A 19,382-nucleotide genomic window follows, 5' to 3' on the forward strand; every position below is an offset into this window, starting at 1 on the left:
GCGACTCGCATCCACTGAGCTGGCTATGAAGCAGGCAGCCTTTGTAGTGCATGGGATGCAGAGATTTGGATCAGTATGAGACTTCCATCCTTTGCGCTGCAGCCTGAATGTCCGGATCAGATTTCAGGCAGGTTTTCAGGATATCGCCGCCGCCATGAACCCGGGAATCATAGCGACCGGCCTGGGCGTTGCCAAAGCGGTCTTCATCGACGCCGGAACTGCGGACGATGCAAGCTTCGCTGGCTTGTTGCCGAAGCCTGAAGTAGCGATGACGAATATCCCGGGCAGCACTGATATTTTCTACCTGTTGATAGAAATCCTCACTGGCAATAAACCCGGATAACCCCTTGAGCCATTCTGATTGTCGCGGGCGGGGGAGTTCGGTAACGATCCTGCGCAATTGTTCCAGGCTGAATGATTCCTGACTCCGCGTGTCTATATCTGGCATTGCTGAACCAGCGAAAGCAGCAGGTCCCTGTTATGATCTAAATCAAAGTCCTCACGCAGGAGTTCAATGCAAGCGTCCTGCAATGGCGAGTCGCTTACAATGGCCATGCGTAATAATAGTTCTTTTATTGCTCTTGCGGCATCATTCGGCTCAAGGTGTTTAGTAGCAGCGGTAAACATTTGGCGAAGTTCTGAATTTGTGTTCGGTTCTTCCGTTGTCTCAATACAGTGATAAGCTTTATTGGCCATTTCAAAAAGTAGTCTGCATTCGCTATCCAGATAACTGAGGAACGTATATTCATGATTCCCGGCTTTCTCATTGTTGATTGCATCCAATACCAGACAATGTTTGAACGTCCAGTTATTTACTGGGTCGTCAAGCCCGTTTTGACATCTTTTAACCAGCGTTTCAAAATACCATTTGTTAGTATTTTTACCGCGATTAAATTGGTTGATTGATACATCCATAGAGCTCAGCCCTGACAGAATGGTCACCAATTCTACAAAGCCCGCTTGTAACGCTGATGTTGAATTAACCTTGGTATACTCTACAGTCATTTTTCCCACGCCTTGATTGAAGCTGATTGCCATTGGCCGAGAGCTTTTATCAATTGATGCGCAACGGAGTATCTGGACCAAAAACCAGAAACGCTTCAATTTACCCTGTAAGTGTGTGTTTTCCTCGTCTTGGGAAAAATCATCAGAGATGTCGAGGCGGAGTGTGCGGTCCTTGCCTCCCTCAGCCTGCTCCAGCATGGTTATGGTGCAGACGTGTGCTCCGAGGGTTGCATTAATAAAAGCGGCACCTTCCATATTAAGCACGCGTAGACTCGCTGCCATAAGTTTGTCCAGTACTGAGATGCAATTGTCGTTTAATAGTCCGGAAACTCCTCCGGGGAGTATATTAATCAGCGTTCTGTCTTCTGTCATTTCGCTAATGTTTCCCTGCCCTGATGCTGCTGCTACCGGGGCGAGAGCACTAACAAATCGTTGATGAAGCCAGTAAATCAGGTCGTGGGCAGATTGGATATCGGACACTTCTTTGGGCTGAGTCAGTTTTTGCAATTTATCCAGCAAGGCCTGGCAATCTCTCAGCCACTGTCTGAAATTCGCAGACTGGTCCGGTACTTCCTGGTCGGTGGTCAGCGGTATGACCACTTTTGAGCGCAGGTTAGCAATGGCATCTTTCAGGCAATTGCTCTGTTTTTCAAGGGATGGGAGTTCCTCGATAAAGGGTTGGACTTCGGCTGCTATTGCATTCGATTCAGACGCTGTGGCCAGCGTTAAAAAGTTCTGATAACCGGATACAAACCGTTGTAAATCCTCCTGTAGCTGCTGAATCTCGATGCCAAGCTGTTTTAATAGCTTCGATCGGTTTGCTGACATGCTGACTGCCTTACTTCGCCCTGGGCCAAGGCAGAAGCTTGCTAACCGGTCAGGGTGAAAATAGTCCAGCAACCGGGTATTTTGGCGATTCAGCCAGTCAAAACCTTCGTCGACTCGGTTGAAGTTCGGTGGCTCAGCAGCACCGGTTGCGGGTGAGCTGATGATATCCTGTCTGGAACTGGTGCTATGGGTCTGCCAGAAGGCAGACTGGTCGCCGTTCAGCAAAAAGGCTCCTGGGCTGCCGGCAAAACTGCCTGCCACCAGTGTTACCCGTTGTCCGCTGCTTTGTCTTAACGCCTCAGAATACTGAGAACCAGCCAACAGACAGGGTATACCCGCCTGGCGCAGGGTGATGGCAACATGATCGTTGGTCCCCCCTTGTCTGAACACGCAGCCGCCCAGACGTTTTAAAATATCGGGTGCCAGCATCCAGTCACTGGCGTGATTGGCAAACAGAAGGGTTCCGGGTGGAATCTGTTCCGCGCTGAGCGGTTCGGTGACTTCCATGGCCACACTACTACAGCAACCTTCACTCACCATGATTCCTTCAGCCATTGGCAGGGCCGGTGCTGGTGCAGAGAAACGGGTACTGCCCGGCAGCTGGGTCACTGGTCGGCACTGGAACACGTGGAGTTGTTGATCGCCATCCACGCCGAACTCAATATCGACCGGGCAACAGAACATATTTTCCAGCTTTTTTATGTATTTCTGCAGCTGTTGCAATATCTCGTCAGAAAGCATCATGTCTTTTGCATCCGAGGTTGCCGAGGTGCTCTGCTCGATATAACCCGCTTCACCGGGGATTTTTTCCAGTACAAACTGTGTGGTAACTTCTCCAGCGGTAAATTGCCGATCTGGTTGACTGTTTTCGTCATCACTGCGCCTGATCCTGTAGCGATGAGGGCGGATGCCTGTATTCCCGGAGACCACCCCCCGGGGTTGACCCGGAGCAAATTCCACCTGAATGGTATCGTCCTGTAAGGTTGAGTGGCTGATCACTACCCCCCCCAGCTGACAATGAATGCACTGTTGCAGGATCAGCGCCATGGGTTTTACCTGCCCGTTCGGGCAGACTTCAGGCCGGTAGGCGGACGACAGGACTTGCAGGCAGGTTTGCAGGATATCGCCGCCGCCATGAACCCGGGAATCATAGCGACCGGCCTGGGCATTGCCGAAGCGGTCTTCATCGACGCCGGAACTGCGAACGATGCAGGCTTCGCTGGCTTGTTGCCGGAGCATAAAGAAGCAATGGCGAATGTCCTGGGCAACACTGATATTTTTGATCTGTCGATAGAAATCCTCACTGGCAATAAATTCGGATAACCCCTTGAGCCATTCTGATTGTTGCTGATGGGGGAGTTCGGTAACGATCGTGCGCAGTTGTTCCAGGCTGAATGATTCCTGGCTCCGGGTGTCAATATCTGGCAAAAAGGGCAACAGGCATTTTGCGGGGAAAGTCTGTTGCTCCAGCCTGGCGATCAGGGTTGTGTCAACCACAGTAAAGGGTGGAACCGGGATTCTGGCCTGCTGCATACGCTGCAGAAACAGCCCCTTGCCGCCCATAAAGGCCCGGGTTTGCCTGTCATTGCTGGCAGGCAAGGTGGCAGGCAAGGTGGCAGGCTGCAAGTCATAGCTGACGGGCCTGCGGTTATCCGTATTCGGAAGTTTGATATCACGGGCAGTTAGTTCAGGACAAGAGAGATGAGTTTTGTCTGAATTATCCTTCATGCAAGGAGAGGAGTCTTGTCTGGCAGAAATAACAGAACGAGCGAATGCAGATGCTCTGTCGCAGTTTGGCTTTCGGGCAGGTTTGAGTGATGTAAAGTAACCGCTCATTTGAGGACGTCTTCAAAAATCACAACCTGACTGCCAGCCTTTCCCCTGCAAACAACGCAGGAGATACCTAACGTGAAGCAACTGACAAAACCCTTTACCCGTCTCAACCCTGAGCAGTGGCAACAGATCATTGATCAGCAAATAGGCAGTGGCTTGAGCCAGAAAGCTTTTTGCCAAACTCAAAACATAAGCCTGGCAACATTCACAAACTGGAAACGCAAACTCAGGAATTACAACAACACTGACTCCTTTGATATCGCTCAGGCTTCTGCCCCGGAATGGGTTGAAGTCCCAAACGGGCTGACTGAGCCTCCAGCCAGCTTAAACTGGCAGTTGGAACTTGAGCTGCCCGGTGGCGTTATTCTTCGTATGCGTCGCTGATCATGTTTTTTCCAGAATCTCAGGTTCGGATCTGGCTCTACAACCGGCCCACCGACATGCGTAAATCCTACGACGGCCTGTCTGCCCTGGTGAGAAACAAACTTGAAGAAGACCCACTCAGCGGCCAGCTGTTTGTCTTCATCAACCGCAAACAAACCCAGTGCAAGGTGCTGTATTTTGATCGCAGTGGATACTGTATCTGGAGCAAACGACTGGAACAGGGTCAGTTTCATACTCATGCAGGCAAATCCATCAAGCAAACAATGGCGTGGACAGATCTGAAGCTCATCCTTGAAGGCATTGATACCCGCTGCGTTCAGCAATATAAACGCTACAAACATCAACCGTCCCGTTACACAAAAGGAGAGTCAAAGGTCTATCTTTAACCGCCATGAAATTACCTGTTTCGACCCCCGGCACCACTGACCAGGACCTGCTCCAGCAGATCCTGGTCTTGCTGTCGGAGCGTGATCAGGAAATAGCTTCTCTTAAACATCAGCTGGCCTGGTTTAAACAACAGCTATTTGGTGAAAAATCCGAAAAGCGCCTGATTGAGAATCCGGACCAGCTGGCGCTGGGAGAAATCCTTCAGGACAAGCCTGAAGAGCAGGAAACTCCCACAGAAACCATCACTTACGAACGGCGGAAAAAGAATCGCCCTGAAGACTGTGTGACCGATCAGGGACTGCGCTTTACTGAAGATGTACCGATTGAACTCATCCCGATGCCTGCTGCAGAAATGAAGGGTGAAGACGCAGACCAGTACGAAATCATTGACTACAAGTACACCTATCGGCTGGCGCAGCGCCCTGCCAGCTATGTCATCCTGAAATATCAGCGCGAAGTCGTTCGCCATAAGCCCAGCCAGACGCTAACAACGGTAGCCGCACCATCAGGATTATTTGATCGCAGCTTTGCCGATGTCAGCTTTATCGCAGGTCTGCTGGTAGAGAAGTACCGCTTTCACGCACCGCTTTACCGCCAGCATCAGAAACTTGAGTCCAGTGGTATTACCATCAGCCGTGGAACCCTGACACATCTTGAGCAGCGTGCCGGGCAGTTACTCAAACCCATCGCTGACGAAGTGCTCAACAGCTGTCTGGAAAGTCATGTCCTCACTCTGGATGAAACGCCCGGAAAAGCGGGCCGTAAAAGCAAGGGCAAGATGCAAAGAGGCTACTTCTGGTGTTTTTACGGAGACCAGAATGAGATAGCTTTTACCTTCTCCACCACTCGTTCTGGCAGGGTCGTAGAGCCTTATCTGAAAGAGTATAAGGGGGTCTTGCTGACCGATGGTTATTCGGAATACGACCGCCTGTGCATGAAATATCCCAAAATCATCCATGCCCAGTGCTGGACACATAGCAGGAGGTACTTCGTCAAGTCACAAGAGGTCGAACCTGAAGCCGCAAAAGAGGCGCTGGACTGCATGGGTGCGATCTATCAAGTCGAAGACGAAATCCGCAAAGCTGGGCTGCAAGGCGAAGCAAAGCAGGAATACCGCCAACAGAATGCCAAGCCACTGGTTGATCAGTTCTTTAGCTGGCATAAAGAACAACTTCGTCGCCTGAATCTGGTGAAAAGCAACCCATTGAGCAAGGCTCTTGGCTACGTGAACAAACGGGAAAAAGAGCTACGGCTTTATCTGGATAATCCGGATGTCGCCATTGATACGAATCACCTGGAGCGAAGTCTCAGGTGTATCCCGATGGGGAGAAAGAACTGGCTTTTTTGCTGGACAGAAGAAGGGGCAGACAATGTTGCCGTGTTCCAGACGTTAATCGTCAGTTGTCTTCTTGCAGGCATTGATCCATACAAGTACTTCGTCGATGTGCTTCAGCGCATCAGTTACCATCCGGCTCGAGATATCCGGGAGCTAATCCCGCGAATCTGGAAAGAGAAATTCGGGGCCAATCCGTTAAAATCCGATCTCGATAAGTAGGGGGAGTCTATACCCTGCTTGAACGCTTACGATGTAAAGCCCGATGTTGTTAGCTGAGTGTTTTCCATGACTGTGATCTCTATGATCCTGGCTAATTTCGACCAGTGCTTTTGAAAAAAGTTTCAACTAATCAGTCCGGGCTTAATTGAGGTGTGCGACTCGCATCCACTGAGTTGGCTATGAAGCAGGCAGCCTCTGTAGTGCATGGGATGCAGAGATTTGGATCAGTATGAGACTTCCATCCTTTGCGCTGCAGCCTGAATGTCCGGATCAGATTTCAGTTTGTCGCTAAGGTTTTCGTAAACGTGAGAATATCGAGAGAGCAGAGGCAGGACAAAATCCTTGTCATTTTTAAGAGATTCAGTAGCAAAGTACATGGCTTCCGGTTTTTCCTTAATGATTTTCCTCAACAGGGCTTCATTGTTTTTTACTGTCTGTCCGGCATAGTAAAAGGCAAAAACATAGTTTCTGGTAGCTGACAAAACCACGGCGGGGTCATTTTTGAGATCTGTACTGGCAGATTCGATGGCTCTACCACAATTATTGACGGCAATCATCACTAGCGATTTATTATTTTTGAGGTGATTGCTGGCATACTCTAATAAATCTCCTTGCTGTTCTATTGCAGATTCAGCTATTTCAATATCATTCTTAAATCGGTCGGCAATATATTTAAATACCCTTGGGTTATGGCGAACCAGGAATCTAACCTGAGCCCTGTCGTCATCTAAATTAAAGTCCTCACGCAAGAGTTCAATAAAAGTGGCTGTCGATATGCTTCCAATGGCCATGTGAGCTAACAGTTCTTTTATTATTCTTGCGGCATCATCCGGCTTAAGGTGCTTGGTCTCTGCGGTCAAGATCTCGCGAAGTTCTGTATTTCGATTCACAGTATTAGTTCTCATACGCTGCTGGCGAGCTTTTTTGGCCATTTTAAAGAAGAGTCTGTGTTCGCTTTCCAGATAATCAAAGAACGTATAATCATAATTATAAGAACCCGTCGTATCACGGTTATTGATTGCATCCAGTACCAGACAATGTTTGTATATCCAGTTGTTTTCAGGTTCGTCCAGCCCGTTTTGGCACTTTTTAACCAGTGTTTCAAAATACCACTTTTCAGAAGTGTCACCGGGATTAAATTTGTTGATTGATATATCCATGCTGGTGAGTCCTGACAGAATGGTCACCAATTTCACAAAGCCATCTTGCAATGCTGGTTTTGTATCAACCTGAGTGTATTCTACGGTCATTTTTCCCGCACTTTGATTGAAACTGAGTGCCATTGGCCGTGAATTGCTATCAATTGATGCGCAGCGCAGTGTCTGGACCAAAAACCAGAAACGCTTCAGTTTGCCCTGTAAATGCAGATTTTGGGAAAACTTGTCTGAGATGTCGAGGCGGAGTGTTCGGCCCTTGCCACCCTCGGCCTGTTCCAGCATGGTTATGGTGCAGGCATGTATTCCGAGTTTTGCACTAATCAAAGCGGCATCCACCATATTAAGCATGCGAAGACTGGCTACGTTAAGTTTGCTCAGTACCGAGATGCAATTGTCGTTTAATAGTCCGGAAACGCCTCGGGGGAGTACATCAATCAGGATTCTCTTTTCTGTAATTTTGGTAATTTTTCCCTGGCCGGATGCTTCGGCCACCGGGGCAAGAGCGCTGACAAATCGCTGATGAAACCAGTAAATCAGGTCATGAGCAGAATGGATATCGCACACTTCTCTGGGCTGGGTCAGTTTTTGCAGTTTATCCAGCAAGGATTGGCAATCTTTCAGCCATTGTCCTAAATTCGTCCGCCGGGTGGGCAATTCTCCTCCTTTAGCCAGCGGCAAGAGCACTTTTGAGCAGAGATCATTAATGGCATCCTCCAGGTATTTACATTGTTTTTTGAGGACCGTGAGTTCATTGACAAAGGGCTGGACTCCGGAAGATAGGGCGCCCGATTCAGAGCCTGCGGCCAGATATAAAAAACGCTCATAACCGGTTAGAAATTGTTGCAAATCGTTCTGCAGAAGAAGAGTCTCCGTACCGAGTTCCAGTAATAGATTCGTTCGGTTTGCTGACATACTCATTGCCTTGCTTCGACCCGGAGCAAGGCAGTGGTTTAGTAGTCTGTCGGCATGAAAGTAGTCCAGCAAGCGATTATTCTGGCGGTTCAGCCAGTCAAAACCTGTGTCGACTCTGGTGAAGTTGGGCGGTTCTGTGAGACAGCTTGAGGGTCGGCTTATGATATCCTCACCAGAAGTCCTGCTATTGGCCTGCCAGTGAGCAGACTGGTCGCCGGTCAGCAAACAGGCTCCGGGGCTGTCGGCAAAACTCCCTGCCACCAGTGTTACCTGTTGTCCGCTGCTCTGTCTTAATGCTTCAGAATACTGAGAACCAGCCAACAGACAGCTTACACCCGCCTGTCGCAAGGTGATGGCAACATGATCGTTAGTTCCTCCCTGTTTGAACACGCAGCCGCCCAGACGTTTTAAAATATCAGGTGCCAGCATCCAGTCACTGGCGTGATTGGCAAACAGAATGGCACCGGGTGGAATATGTTCCGCATTGACCGGTTCGCTGACCATCAGGGCGACACCACTGCAACAACCTTCACTGACCATGGTTCCTTTAGCCAGTGGCAGGGTTGGCACAGGTGCAGAGAAACGGGTACTGCCCGGCAGCTGGGTCACTGGTCGACTCTGGAATACGTGGAGTTGCAGATCGCCATCCACGCCGAACTCAGCATCGATCGGGCAACAGAACATATCTTCCAGCTTTTCTATGTTTTTTTGCAGTTCTTGCAATATCTCGTCAGAGAGCATGATGTCTTTTGCATCGGTGGTTGCCGTGTTGCTCCGTTCGATGTAACCCGCTTCACCGGTCTCTTCATCGGTGATTTTTTCCAGGACAAACTGTGTCGTAATATCACCCGGGGTAAATTGCCGATCTGATTGACTGTTTTTGTCATCACTGCGCTTGATCGAATAGCGATGGGGGCGGATGCCTGTGGTTCCGGAGACCGCCCCCCGGGGTTGACCCAGTGCAAATTCCACCAGAATGGTATTGTCTTGCAGTGTTGAGTGGCTGATCACTGTGCCCCCCAGCAGGCAATGAATGCACTGCTGCAGGACCAGCGCCATGGGCTTTACCTGTCCGTTTGGACAGACTTCAGGCCGATAGGCGGATGACAGGACTTGCAGGCAGGTTTTCAGGATATCGCCGCCACCATGAACCCGGGAATCATAGCGACCGGCCTGGGCGTTGCCGAAGCGGTCTTCATCGACGCCGGAACTGCGGACGATGCAGGCTTCCCCGGCTTGTTGCCGAAGCCTGAAGAAGCAATGGCGAATATCCCGGGCAGCACTGATATTTTCTACTTGTTGATAGAAATCCTCACTGGCAATAAACCCGGATAACCCCTTGAGCCATTCTGATTGTTGCGGGTGGGGGAGTTCGGTAACGATCTTGCGCAATTGTTCCAGGCTGAATGATTCCTGACTCTGCGTGTCTATATCTGGCAAAAAGGGCAACAGGCATTTTGCTGGGAAAGGCTGTTGCTCGAGCCTGGCGATCAGGGTTGTGTCAACCACCGTGAAGGGTGGAACCGGGATTCCGGCCTGTTGCATACGGTGCAGAAACAATCCCTTGCCGCCTATTGAGGATCGGATTTGCTCGTCTTTGATGAGAGTTGAAAAGTCAGCTGGCAAGTCATGGCTGGCAGGCTTGCTATTTTTCGTATTCGGACGTTCGACACCACGAGCGGATAGCGGAGTAAAAGACGGGAAAGCTTCACCAGGATCAACTTTCATTAACCGCATCTGATTGCGAGAAGTTCTCTCATGATCGTAAAGAGTGACAGTTCGGGTGAGTATGTACGCTGCCTGACCACCCGACAACCGGGCAGATTTGTCCTCAATCTGGCCCGATCTTGTTGGTTGAATGCTATCCATAGCCTTAATTTCCTTGATTTCGTTGATTACCTTTAATTAAGACCTGTATTTTTGAAAAAAGTTTCAATAAATCAACATCAGGCCTCCTCTTGCACAGAGAGACCAGAATGAGAGGTGTTTCTTGAAGGTTGTAGCGAAATTTCCGGGCGACCTTTGGAGTACAAAAATAGCACAAAATAGCAGACATCCACCCTGAATACATTGAGAAATCCCTGGGAACGCTGAGTGCAGATGATTATATCCACTGGGTTAAAGCACTTTGGAAACGGCGTGGTCAAAAGCCCTTTTACCGGCGATGGCCAAAAAAAGTCAAAGTAGGGCAGCAACAAATAGTTGAACTGCAAAGGTCCCCTGGTCAGCCACTGTCGATCTGTGCAACCTGCCTCTCTGGCACAACCAGAAGCGTTGCAATTTCTCGTCGACGCATTCAGAGTACCACCGGTTTTGCCTAATGCCATGGATAACGAAGAGACCATTCTTAGAATACTACAGCATTACTACCGTCGCCCCGGGCCAGAGCGAGTTATCCAATGCCTTGGCAGTGACACATTTCCCGGGGTATGGAAGCCTGATCACAACTGCAGTCATGTATTGCGGGTCCGGTGGTTAAGGAGAAGCGCTTCAGGGGATATGACGAGAAAGGTAAGGTAAACCTGCAGAAAATGCTGGTGCCCGTGAAGGTTCCGCCTGATCGTAATTAAGCGAAGACGCAACAAGGCTGGCTGGAACAGAAGCAGGTAGCCCTCATGCAATAGCTACTGCTTCCTTCGACCGCTGCCAGTCCAGAAGCTCTTTAATGGCTTTAATCACTTCTTCAACACCATGAATAATAGGGCTTGAATTGAGGTGGGTACTCTGTTTGAGGCTGGTTTCAAGCTCCAGACAGGCTTTCAGAAGTTTTGGTGCCGCGCAATATCGGCAAGCTCCGTGAAGTCTGTGAACCCGATCCAGTAACGGCTCATGGAGATGGTTTCGGAAGCTCTCTTCGATGGTCTGCAAATCCTCTGGCAAACCATCAAGCAGCATGTCCAGCATTTCTCTGGCCAGTTCCCGGTTGCCGGCTGCCAGTTGTATGCTCTTCTCCACGTCTATTGGTGAGGAGTCAGGCTCTAGCTGAACGGATAGGCTCTCTTCAGTCGGGTCATCCGGTGCCTGCACTGAATTGCCTGTCCAGTGACTGATGGTAGAGACCAGCTGACGGGTGTTGACGGGCTTGGTCATATAGTCGTCCATCCCGCTTTGCAGGATCTGCTTGCGTTCTTCAGGCAGTGCGTGGGCAGTCACAGCAATAATAGGAATACGGTTGTAAATAGTGTTGATATTTCTGATTCGACGAGTCGTTTCCAAGCCATCAATCTCAGGCATCTGAACATCCATCAGTATCAGGTCGAAGATTTTCTGATGGCAACATTCAATGGCTTCAAAACCATTTTTGGCAGTGACTACAGACTGATCCATTTTTAACAGAATGGTTTCCAATAGCTTAAGGTTGACCTCATTATCATCCACGATCAGGATATCCAGTTTTTTTTCAAACACTGCTTTGGCAGGCTGCATGACATCGGCTCCGGGGGCGGGGTTCGAAGTCATCCCTTTAATCGCCCGCAAGAGCTTGTTTCTGGCTACGGGTTTAAGGAGGCAGTGAATCCCTGAGGGCAGCGTATCCAGCAGGTTGCTGCTACCGGCCACGGCAAGAATCAGAACCGGGCTTTGCTGGAGATAGTTTACGGCGATTTTCAGGGTGCGCTGCAGATGATCGTCACCCTGGCTCAGCAGAAGCAGGTCATGGTTGTTATGAGTTTCAACGTAAGTCTGCAGTTCTGACAAAGACTGAAAAGAAGTGACTTTTAATCCCAGGCTCTGTGCCTGATGCCCAATGGAAAGTCTGGAGAGTTCCTGAGGCTCGTATAATAATAAATGACGACAGCCGGGTAAGGGCTCCGGCTTAAACTGAACGCTCTCATCTTTTATCGAGCGGACTCGAATGGTAAACCAGAAAGTAGAGCCTCTGCCCAGATCAGAATCGAGTCCGATTTCCCCCTGCATCTGTTCTACAAGACTTTTGCTGATGGCGAGTCCCAAACCAGTACCACCGGCTTGTCGTGTTCTGCTGGAGTCAGCCTGAGAGAAAGATTTGAAAATGCGGGAGTGCTGTTCAGACGTCAGCCCTGAACCAGTATCTGTGACGGTAAACTTAAGTGTATGGATGTCAGCGTCATCCACTTGCTCCAGCATGACTCGAATGGCGACACTGCCGTAATTGGTGAACTTGATGGCGTTGCTTACCAGGTTGGTCAGAATCTGGGAGAGCCGCAGCTTGTCGCCAATGATATCTTCAGGAGTATCTTCATAAATGAAACTGACCAGTTCCAGCGATTTATGGTGTGCCGCAGGGGCCATAATAGCCAGGACATCGTCGATCACTTCCCGGATACTGAGTTGCTGATTGTCCAGTTCGAGCTTGCCTGCCTCGATTCTGGAGAAATCGAGAATGTCATTCAGCATGGTCATCAGACCCTGGGCAGATTTCTCAATAGTGCACAGATACTCCCTTTGCTGTGATTTAAGTTCCGTTTCAAGCAGCAGGGCAGTGTAGCCGGAAATACCGTTTAGAGGTGTCCGAATTTCATGGCTCATATTGGCCAGAAATTCACTTTTACTCTTATAGGCTTCAAGGGCTTCTTTTCGGGCCAGGTCCAACTCAACATTCTGGATTTCTATGGTTTCCAGGGTTTCGTGTAATTCATTGGTGGATAAGTCAGCGCTTCTTTGCAATACCTCCCGGGAGTGAGTGAGCCGCTCCAGCAGTCTGTTGATTGCCAGCTCCAGAGTAAAATAGAGACTCCCGGGAGAGGCTTCCAGTCGGCTACCCTGATCATCTGCATCGATTTTATCCATGGCATCGGCGATGGATCGCATGGGGTTGATCAGGGAGCGGGACAGCTTCATGTAGAGAGACAGGACAGTGCCAATAGCCAGAGCCAGCAGAATAACGGCCACAAGCGTGGCTCTGTGTTTCTGTATACGTGTTTCCGAATAAGCGTATTCAATCTGCAGCCAGCCAAGGGTTTCAGTCGAATCACCACCGAGTCGAACCACAGGGGTAATAGCTCTTAAAGTATCCCGGGTGGTGAAAAGAGTCAGAGTGTCGGGAAGTGGTTGATCCATGCCTATAGGGAGCAGGTTGGGGCCGGTATGGAGTAATTCCCTGCCATTTCGATCGAGCAGGCTGACTGCCCTGATATCAGTATCATCCAGAATCCGGACCGCCAGATCACGGGTGTTCTGCATCCCACCGCTTTCTATTGAATAAACTACAAGCGTCGCCAGCTTGCGAGTCATATCTGTGGCTTTCGTGATCAGCTGCTGGTCAAGTCCGGATAAATGTGCCCAGAGGTAAAGGCTGCACATAAGGGCAGAGATGAGGGTGCCTGGCAGCAGTGCCAAAACCAGAATCCTGCGCTGGACAGTCTGGAAAGATGTTTTCATAAGTAATAATTGTACAGACTGGATTATTATCATTTATGCTGGGGGCATCATAAGAGTTATGTGTCAGTTTTGGAAGTTTTGGTTTAGGAAGTTTTGGTTTAGAGAGTATGGATTACCCCACAATCGAGTCGCTGGTAGGCAACACTCCTCTTATTCGGCTGCAGAGACTTTCTGCCGGGCGGGGGAACACTATTCTGTTGAAGATGGAAGGGAATAACCCTGCGGGATCGGTCAAGGATCGTCCTGCGCTCTCCATGATATCTGAGGCGCAAGCCAGGGGCGTCATCAAGCCCGGTGATAATCTGATCGAAGCGACCAGTGGCAACACCGGTATAGCACTGGCCATGGCTGCTGCTATCAAGGGTTATCGAATGATTCTGATCATGCCCGATAACATGAGCGAAGAACGCAAGGGTGCCATGACTGCTTATGGTGCAGAGCTTAAAATGGTGAGCAGGGAAGAGGGTATGGAAGGGGCCCGGGATCTGGCGCTGGAATTGGAAAAGCAAGGTCTGGGCAAAGTGCTCAACCAGTTCGCGAATCAGGATAATCCTCTGGCGCATTACAAAGGCACCGGCCCTGAAATCTGGCAGCAGACTGGTGGTGAGATCACCCACTTTGTCAGCTCCATGGGTACTACCGGCACCATCATGGGTACCTCAAGGTTCCTGAAAGAACAGAACCCGGATATCCAGATTGTAGGTCTGCAACCTGCTGATGGAGCCAGCATTCCCGGTATTCGGCGCTGGCGACCGGAATACCTGCCGGAAATATTCGATGACAGTCGTGTAGACAGAGTGATGGATATCCATCAGTCCGAAGCCGAAGAAACCATGAAAACCCTGGCCAAAAAAGAAGGTATATTCTGCGGTGTATCTTCCGGTGGCTCTGTTGCGGGAGCATTAAGACTGGCTGAAGAAGTGGAAAATGCCACCATCGTCTGCATTATCTGTGACCGGGGTGATCGTTATCTTTCTACCAACGTCTTTAACCGATAGGGGAATCAACGCATTGACTGTGTCGTCTAAAAGCGGGTTCAAAAAACATTTACACAGTCATTGCTCTCCAGTACTGAAATTTTATACAGCTGTAGGTACAATTCTCAACGGTATTAATTTTTACGCAGCTACTCCCGTGAAAATACAGCGTTATTCACTCCGGCACTGCTTCTTGTTGTGAGGGGGTGTGTTGTTTCGTTGACAGGCTGCGTGTGTATTTCTGAATCTGAAGGATACAGTTTCATGCGATCTCAGAAGGCTTCTCCGGGCGCCAGACGTCGGGTCGTTGGAGAAGTTCTTGTACAGGGTCTTTCCCATGATGGTCGGGGTCTTGCCCGATTAAAAGGCAAAACCCTTTTTGTCGAAGGGGCGCTTCCCGGGGAGCAGGTTTCGGTCCTGCTGACAGAAGATCGACGTCGTTTCAGCAGTGGTCGGGCCACTGATATAGAGTCTGCTTCAGATGAGCGCGTCTCTCCTCCCTGCCGACATTTTAAAGTCTGTGGTGGCTGCAGCCTGCAATACTGGTCCCATGAGGGTCAGCTTCAGGGCAAACAAAGTATTGTACTGGATCAGTTGCAGCGGTTTTCGTCGCTGACGCCCATGGCAATAGCTGAACCTCTGGCTTCTCAACCCTATGGTTATCGTTATCGTGCCCGTTTGTCGATCCTCTGGAAGAAGGGCCACTTATCACTCGGGTTCAGGGAGAAAAGCAGTAAACAGATTGTCGATGTTCGTGAGTGTCCGGTCCTGGCAGAACCCTTGCAGTCACTACCGGCGTTGCTGCGAGAATGTTTACCAGAACTGAATCAGCGAGAAGCGATCAGTCATGCTGAACTGTTGCTGGCTGATTCCGGCCGCGCCATTCTGCTCAGACACACCAGAGGGTTGCCGCCCGAGAATTTGAACAGGCTGGAAGCAATGGCCCGGGAGCAGCAATTGCACCTGTACCTGATGGGGGATGAGAAGCTTACCCGTTGCCTCTACTCTCCGGTGGCTGATCCCTGGCTGTACTACCGGATACCGGAGATGGATCTTAGGTTTCAGTTCAGGCCAACAGACTTTACCCAGGTCAACTGGCCTGTTAATCGTCAAATGGTGGCACAGGCTCTGGATTGGCTGGAATTGACACCGCAAGACCGGGTGCTGGATCTTTTTTGTGGTCTTGGCAATTTTTCTCTGGCAATGGCCAGAAAGACAACTTCTGTCGTTGGTGTCGAGGGCAGTGCGGGGGCTGTTGAGAGAGCTGTATTCAATGCCGGTCTGAATGGTCTGAAAAACACTCACTTTTATCAGGCCAACCTTGCTGCGCTGGTTGAGGGGAACAAGTCAGGGGAGGGCTGGTTGCATCAACATTACGACGCCATGTTGCTGGACCCTCCCAGAACCGGTGCTATTGAAATTATTGAACACATGAAAGGTCATATACCCGATCGGTTGCTTTATATCTCGTGCAACCCTGCAACCCTGGCCAGAGATGCCGGAGCCCTCGCCCAACAGGGGTTCAAGCTGGTCAGATTAGGCGTGATGGACATGTTCCCGCAAACCGGGCATGTCGAATCCATGGCACTTTTTAAACAGTCCTGATTCAGGAGATCCCTTCATTCAGGCAGTGCCTCCGAAGAAATAAGTGGAAAACTTGCATGGTAAAGGTAAGAGAAGATCATCCCGTTCGCTTTGATGGCTCCATCGATTTGGATGCCTGGCTGGTGCGTATGCAGGAAAGCTTTGGTGTGACCGGTACGGATCGCCTCAGGGCTGCCTGTGAACTCAGTCGTTGGGCCGAGCTTGAGGCTCGTCAGCAGGCAGATACTGTCTGGCCTACAGGTTTGGGTTGTTTTCGTACCGGCCTTGAGATGGTTGAAATCCTTGCAGAGCTGAGGCTGGATACTGAAACGCTGGTGGCTGCTGCTCTCTATCGGGCTGTTCGTGAACACAGACTGTCCATGAAACAGGTGGAAGAAGACTTCGGCAAGACCGTCGTTCGTCTGATTAAAGATGTTCAGGGTATGGCCGCCATCAGTGAACTCCTGAACCCGGCCAGAACCCAGGTGCTGGATCAGAGTCAGGACCAGCTGGAAAAAGTCCGCAAGATGCTGGTTTCTATTATTGACGATGTTCGGGTAGCACTGCTCAAGCTGGCAGAGCGTACCTGTGCCATCAGAGCTTTGAGAGATGCTGATAAAGACAAGCGCCGCCGGGTGGCCCGTGAGGTTTTTGAAATCTATGCCCCCCTGGCTCACCGCCTGGGTATCGGTTATATCAAGTGGGAGCTGGAAGATCTTTCCTTCCGCTATCTGAATCCTCAGGATTACAAACGTATTGCCCGCCTGCTGGATGAGAAAAGAACCGATCGCCAGCAATATATTGACCATGTTGTCGATCAACTCAGGCAAGCGCTGGGTGAAGCTCAGATAGAAGCCAATGTTTATGGTCGCGCGAAACACATCTACAGCATCTGGCGAAAAATGAAACGCAAGGGGCTGGACTTCAGGGACCTTTATGACATTCGTGCTTTTCGGGTGATTACCAGAGAAGTCAGGGATTGCTACGCGGCTCTGGGTGTTGTGCACTCTCTGTTTAATCATATCCCTCAGGAATTCGATGATTACATCGCAACGCCCAAGGAAAATGGTTATCGCTCCCTGCACACAGCGGTCTTTGGACCGGAAGGCAAAACGCTTGAGGTACAGATTCGAACCGAAGCGATGCATGAAGAAGCTGAGCTGGGTGTTTGTGCCCACTGGAAGTACAAGGGCACCGACGTTAATACCAAAAGTGACAGTTATGAAGAAAAGCTCAACTGGCTGCGTAATGTTATGGAGTGGCATGAAGAGCTGGGTGATCTGGGAGGCATCGCTGAAGAGTGGCGTTCTGATGTCGAGCCGGATCGTATTTATGTGTTCACAAAAGCAGGTCATGTAGTGGATCTGTCTCTGGGTGCTACGCCCATTGATTTTGCTTTCAGAATTCATTCAGAAGTGGGTTTGAAGTGTCGCGGCGCTAAGGTGGGAGGCCGCATTGTGCCTCTGAATCACAATCTTAAAACCGGAGATCAGGTAGAAATTCTGACCGGACCCAATGTTCAACCCAGTCGTGACTGGCTCAACCCGGATCTCGGTTATGTCAATACCAATCGGGCAAGAGCCAAAATTACCAACTGGCTGAAAAAGCAGGATCGCGACTCCAATATTGTTGATGGCAGTAGTCAGCTCAACGCTGAGCTTAAACGTCTGGCTCTGACGGGTGTTGATTTCAACGATCTCCTGCCTCAGACGCCCTTTAAGGAAATGGATGATATGTACGCAGCCATCGGAGCTGGCGATTATCGTGTCACCCAGGCCGTAGCCCTGGCTCAAAGAGAGCTGGAGCCGGAAGCAGAAAAAGAGTTTGAGATACGTACCCGGGCACCTCAGGAAAAAGTGTCAGACAGTACTATCACCATTGACGGGGTGGGTAATCTGATGACCCAGATGGCCGGCTGCTGTCAACCGGTGCCCGGTGATCCCATCATAGGCTATATCACGATCGGCCGTGGTGTCACCATTCACCGACAGGACTGCAATAACGCCCTGAATCTTCAGGAGCTGGAACCGGAAAGACTGATAGAGGTGAACTGGGGCTATTCTCCGGAATACATGTACCCGGTGGAAATTATCATCACCGCCTATGACCGCTCAGGGCTGCTGCGCGATATTACCATTGTTCTGGCTAATGAGCGTGTCAATGTTCTCTCAGTACAGACGCGAACCAGCAAGGAAGACAACATTGCCAATATGTTGTTGACGGTTGAAGTTCAGAGTCTGCAGCAACTGAGTAAAGTCCTGGCTAAAGTCAATCAGCTGCCCAACGTGGTCGAAGTTGCGCGTTATCGCAAGGAAGGCAGATGAGTCAGAGTAGCCTGGAGGATATGCTGTATCTTATGAGCAGGCTTCGGGACCCCGAAGCTGGTTGCCCCTGGGATCTGGAGCAGAACTTTACGACTATAGCCCCCTATACACTGGAAGAGACCTGTGAAGTTCTGGAGGCCATTGCCAGCGAGGATTTTGAAAACCTTCGTGAAGAACTCGGTGATTTGCTGTTTCAGGTAGTGTTTCATTCAAGAATGGCAGAAGAGGCCGGGCTCTTTGATTTTCATCAGGTCGCTGCTGGTCTGGTGGAGAAAATGGTGCGTCGTCATCCCCATGTTTTCCCTGACGGAACCCTGGAATCCAGAATGTCGCCGAATGATGACACCACTTCCGATCAAGTCGTTGAAAGTTGGCAGGCGATCAAGCAGAAAGAGAAACTGGCAAGGGGGGAGAAGACTTCAGAGTCTGTCATGCCGTCAAAATTACCGGCTGCTCTACCCTCGTTAACAAGAGCGTTCAAGCTGCAAAAAGCGGCTGCAAAGGTCGGTTTTGACTGGCCAGAAGTCGAACCCGTGTTTGACAAGATTCAGGAAGAAATGGAAGAAATTCGTGAAGCTGTGCGAGAACAGCAGGGCAATGATCGGATTGCAGAAGAAATAGGTGATCTGATGTTTGCCTGTGTCAATCTTGCGCGTCATCTTTCAGTGGATGCGGACTTGTCATTGCGCAAAGCCAGTGACAAGTTTGAGAAGCGTTTTCGAACCATGGAATTAAGGGCTGCTGAAGAAGGCCATGAGTTTCAACAGTTAACACTGGAAGAAATGGAAGCGTACTGGCAGCTGGGAAAAGTTCGTTAGTGGGCTTTTTTGACCCTTTGCAGAAATAACATTGACATTTTTCCACCCTGGCCCTACGAAAGGCACGACATTGAAAAAATAGCAGAGCAAGATGCTTGACTCTTTACATTATGCGCGGAGTGATGGACCTGATTAGAAAAAAAACGAACATGTTTGAACATTGGTTGACTTAAATCAATGGTTTGGCGTTGATGAGTTTTGTTGTTGTTTGAAATAATCTGCCCGCTGTCGGGGCTGCTAAAAATTAACAAGTTTTTATA

At 49.9% G+C, this 19,382-nt stretch carries 12 protein-coding genes; 7 read left to right on the plus strand and 5 right to left on the minus strand.

Annotated features, from left to right (window positions below; all coding sequences use genetic code 11):
- Window positions 1-70: 70 nt before the first annotated feature.
- Both ACOMG9_RS10435 and ACOMG9_RS10440 read right to left on the minus strand, forming a co-directional pair.
- Window positions 71-448 carry a hypothetical protein gene (locus ACOMG9_RS10435; RefSeq protein ID WP_448216841.1) on the minus strand — a complete coding sequence of 126 codons (378 nt, stop codon included), beginning with the start codon at window positions 446-448 and terminating at the stop codon, window positions 71-73.
- On the minus strand, window positions 436-3,669 hold the full coding sequence (locus ACOMG9_RS10440; RefSeq protein WP_494530228.1) for a PEP/pyruvate-binding domain-containing protein: 3,234 nt from the start codon (window positions 3,667-3,669) through the stop codon (window positions 436-438). The genes ACOMG9_RS10435 and ACOMG9_RS10440 overlap by 13 nt, the downstream gene beginning before the upstream one ends.
- Before the next feature lie 72 nt (window positions 3,670-3,741).
- Between ACOMG9_RS10440 and tnpA the strand changes: the two genes are divergently transcribed.
- Genes tnpA through tnpC form a run of 3 tightly spaced genes read left to right on the plus strand, consistent with a single transcriptional unit; the run spans window position 3,742 to window position 5,992 of the window.
- On the plus strand, window positions 3,742-4,050 hold the full coding sequence (tnpA, locus tag ACOMG9_RS10445) for an IS66 family insertion sequence element accessory protein TnpA (protein WP_494530229.1): 309 nt from the start codon (window positions 3,742-3,744) through the stop codon (window positions 4,048-4,050).
- A 2-nt stretch (window positions 4,051-4,052) separates the two neighbouring features.
- The gene (gene tnpB / locus ACOMG9_RS10450; RefSeq protein WP_422452200.1) at window positions 4,053-4,436 is read left to right on the plus strand and encodes an IS66 family insertion sequence element accessory protein TnpB; all 384 of its coding nucleotides are present in this window, start codon (window positions 4,053-4,055) and stop codon (window positions 4,434-4,436) included.
- A gap of 5 nt (window positions 4,437-4,441) precedes the next feature.
- Window positions 4,442-5,992: an IS66 family transposase gene (tnpC, locus tag ACOMG9_RS10455; protein WP_494529597.1), complete on the plus strand. Its 1,551-nt coding sequence runs from the start codon at window positions 4,442-4,444 to the stop codon at window positions 5,990-5,992.
- A gap of 224 nt (window positions 5,993-6,216) precedes the next feature.
- Here tnpC and ACOMG9_RS10460 read toward each other — a convergent pair whose 3' ends face one another.
- The 3 genes from ACOMG9_RS10460 to ACOMG9_RS10470 all read right to left on the minus strand — a co-directional run bounded on the left by ACOMG9_RS10460 (window position 6,217) and on the right by ACOMG9_RS10470 (window position 13,377).
- Complete coding sequence (locus ACOMG9_RS10460) at window positions 6,217-9,930, minus strand: DUF4116 domain-containing protein (RefSeq protein WP_494530230.1); 3,714 nt, start codon at window positions 9,928-9,930, stop codon at window positions 6,217-6,219.
- 77 nt (window positions 9,931-10,007) lie between these two features.
- Window positions 10,008-10,406 (minus strand): hypothetical protein, encoded by a 399-nt coding sequence (locus ACOMG9_RS10465; protein WP_448216843.1) that lies wholly within the window; start codon window positions 10,404-10,406, stop codon window positions 10,008-10,010.
- A gap of 268 nt (window positions 10,407-10,674) precedes the next feature.
- Entirely contained in the window at window positions 10,675-13,377 is a 2,703-nt protein-coding gene (locus ACOMG9_RS10470) for a response regulator (protein WP_448216844.1), read from the minus strand.
- 149 nt (window positions 13,378-13,526) lie between these two features.
- On the opposite strand from ACOMG9_RS10470, the gene cysM reads away from it, so the two are divergent.
- The 4 genes from cysM (at window position 13,527) to mazG (ending at window position 19,122) form a co-directional block, all read left to right on the plus strand.
- Window positions 13,527-14,417 (plus strand): cysteine synthase CysM, encoded by an 891-nt coding sequence (gene cysM, locus ACOMG9_RS10475; protein ID WP_448216845.1) that lies wholly within the window; start codon window positions 13,527-13,529, stop codon window positions 14,415-14,417.
- A 243-nt stretch (window positions 14,418-14,660) separates the two neighbouring features.
- Window positions 14,661-16,001, plus strand: coding sequence for a 23S rRNA (uracil(1939)-C(5))-methyltransferase RlmD (gene rlmD, locus ACOMG9_RS10480; protein WP_494530231.1), 1,341 nt, complete (start codon window positions 14,661-14,663; stop codon window positions 15,999-16,001).
- 56 nt (window positions 16,002-16,057) lie between these two features.
- Window positions 16,058-18,304, plus strand: coding sequence for a GTP diphosphokinase (gene relA, locus ACOMG9_RS10485; RefSeq protein ID WP_422133567.1), 2,247 nt, complete (start codon window positions 16,058-16,060; stop codon window positions 18,302-18,304).
- On the plus strand, window positions 18,301-19,122 hold the full coding sequence (gene mazG, locus ACOMG9_RS10490) for a nucleoside triphosphate pyrophosphohydrolase (protein WP_448216847.1): 822 nt from the start codon (window positions 18,301-18,303) through the stop codon (window positions 19,120-19,122). Before relA ends, mazG begins: the two co-directional genes overlap by 4 nt.
- Window positions 19,123-19,382 lie beyond the last annotated feature (260 nt).

It is taken from the genome of Endozoicomonas sp. PH6C, assembly GCF_059322965.1.

What these genes read in the sequence shown, in the direction of transcription:
- relA (WP_422133567.1), top strand. Translation starts at nt 16,058, where the DNA reads ATGGTAAAGGTAAGAGAAGATCATCCCGTTCGCTTTGATGGCTCCATC.
- tnpB (WP_422452200.1), top strand. Translation starts at nt 4,053, where the DNA reads ATGTTTTTTCCAGAATCTCAGGTTCGGATCTGGCTCTACAACCGGCCC.
- rlmD (WP_494530231.1), top strand. Translation starts at nt 14,661, where the DNA reads ATGCGATCTCAGAAGGCTTCTCCGGGCGCCAGACGTCGGGTCGTTGGA.
- cysM (WP_448216845.1), top strand. Translation starts at nt 13,527, where the DNA reads ATGGATTACCCCACAATCGAGTCGCTGGTAGGCAACACTCCTCTTATT.
- ACOMG9_RS10440 (WP_494530228.1), bottom strand. Translation starts at nt 3,669, where the DNA reads ATGAGCGGTTACTTTACATCACTCAAACCTGCCCGAAAGCCAAACTGC.
- tnpC (WP_494529597.1), top strand. Translation starts at nt 4,442, where the DNA reads ATGAAATTACCTGTTTCGACCCCCGGCACCACTGACCAGGACCTGCTC.
- ACOMG9_RS10435 (WP_448216841.1), bottom strand. Translation starts at nt 448, where the DNA reads ATGCCAGATATAGACACGCGGAGTCAGGAATCATTCAGCCTGGAACAA.
- ACOMG9_RS10460 (WP_494530230.1), bottom strand. Translation starts at nt 9,930, where the DNA reads ATGGATAGCATTCAACCAACAAGATCGGGCCAGATTGAGGACAAATCT.
- mazG (WP_448216847.1), top strand. Translation starts at nt 18,301, where the DNA reads ATGAGTCAGAGTAGCCTGGAGGATATGCTGTATCTTATGAGCAGGCTT.
- ACOMG9_RS10465 (WP_448216843.1), bottom strand. Translation starts at nt 10,406, where the DNA reads ATGGTCTCTTCGTTATCCATGGCATTAGGCAAAACCGGTGGTACTCTG.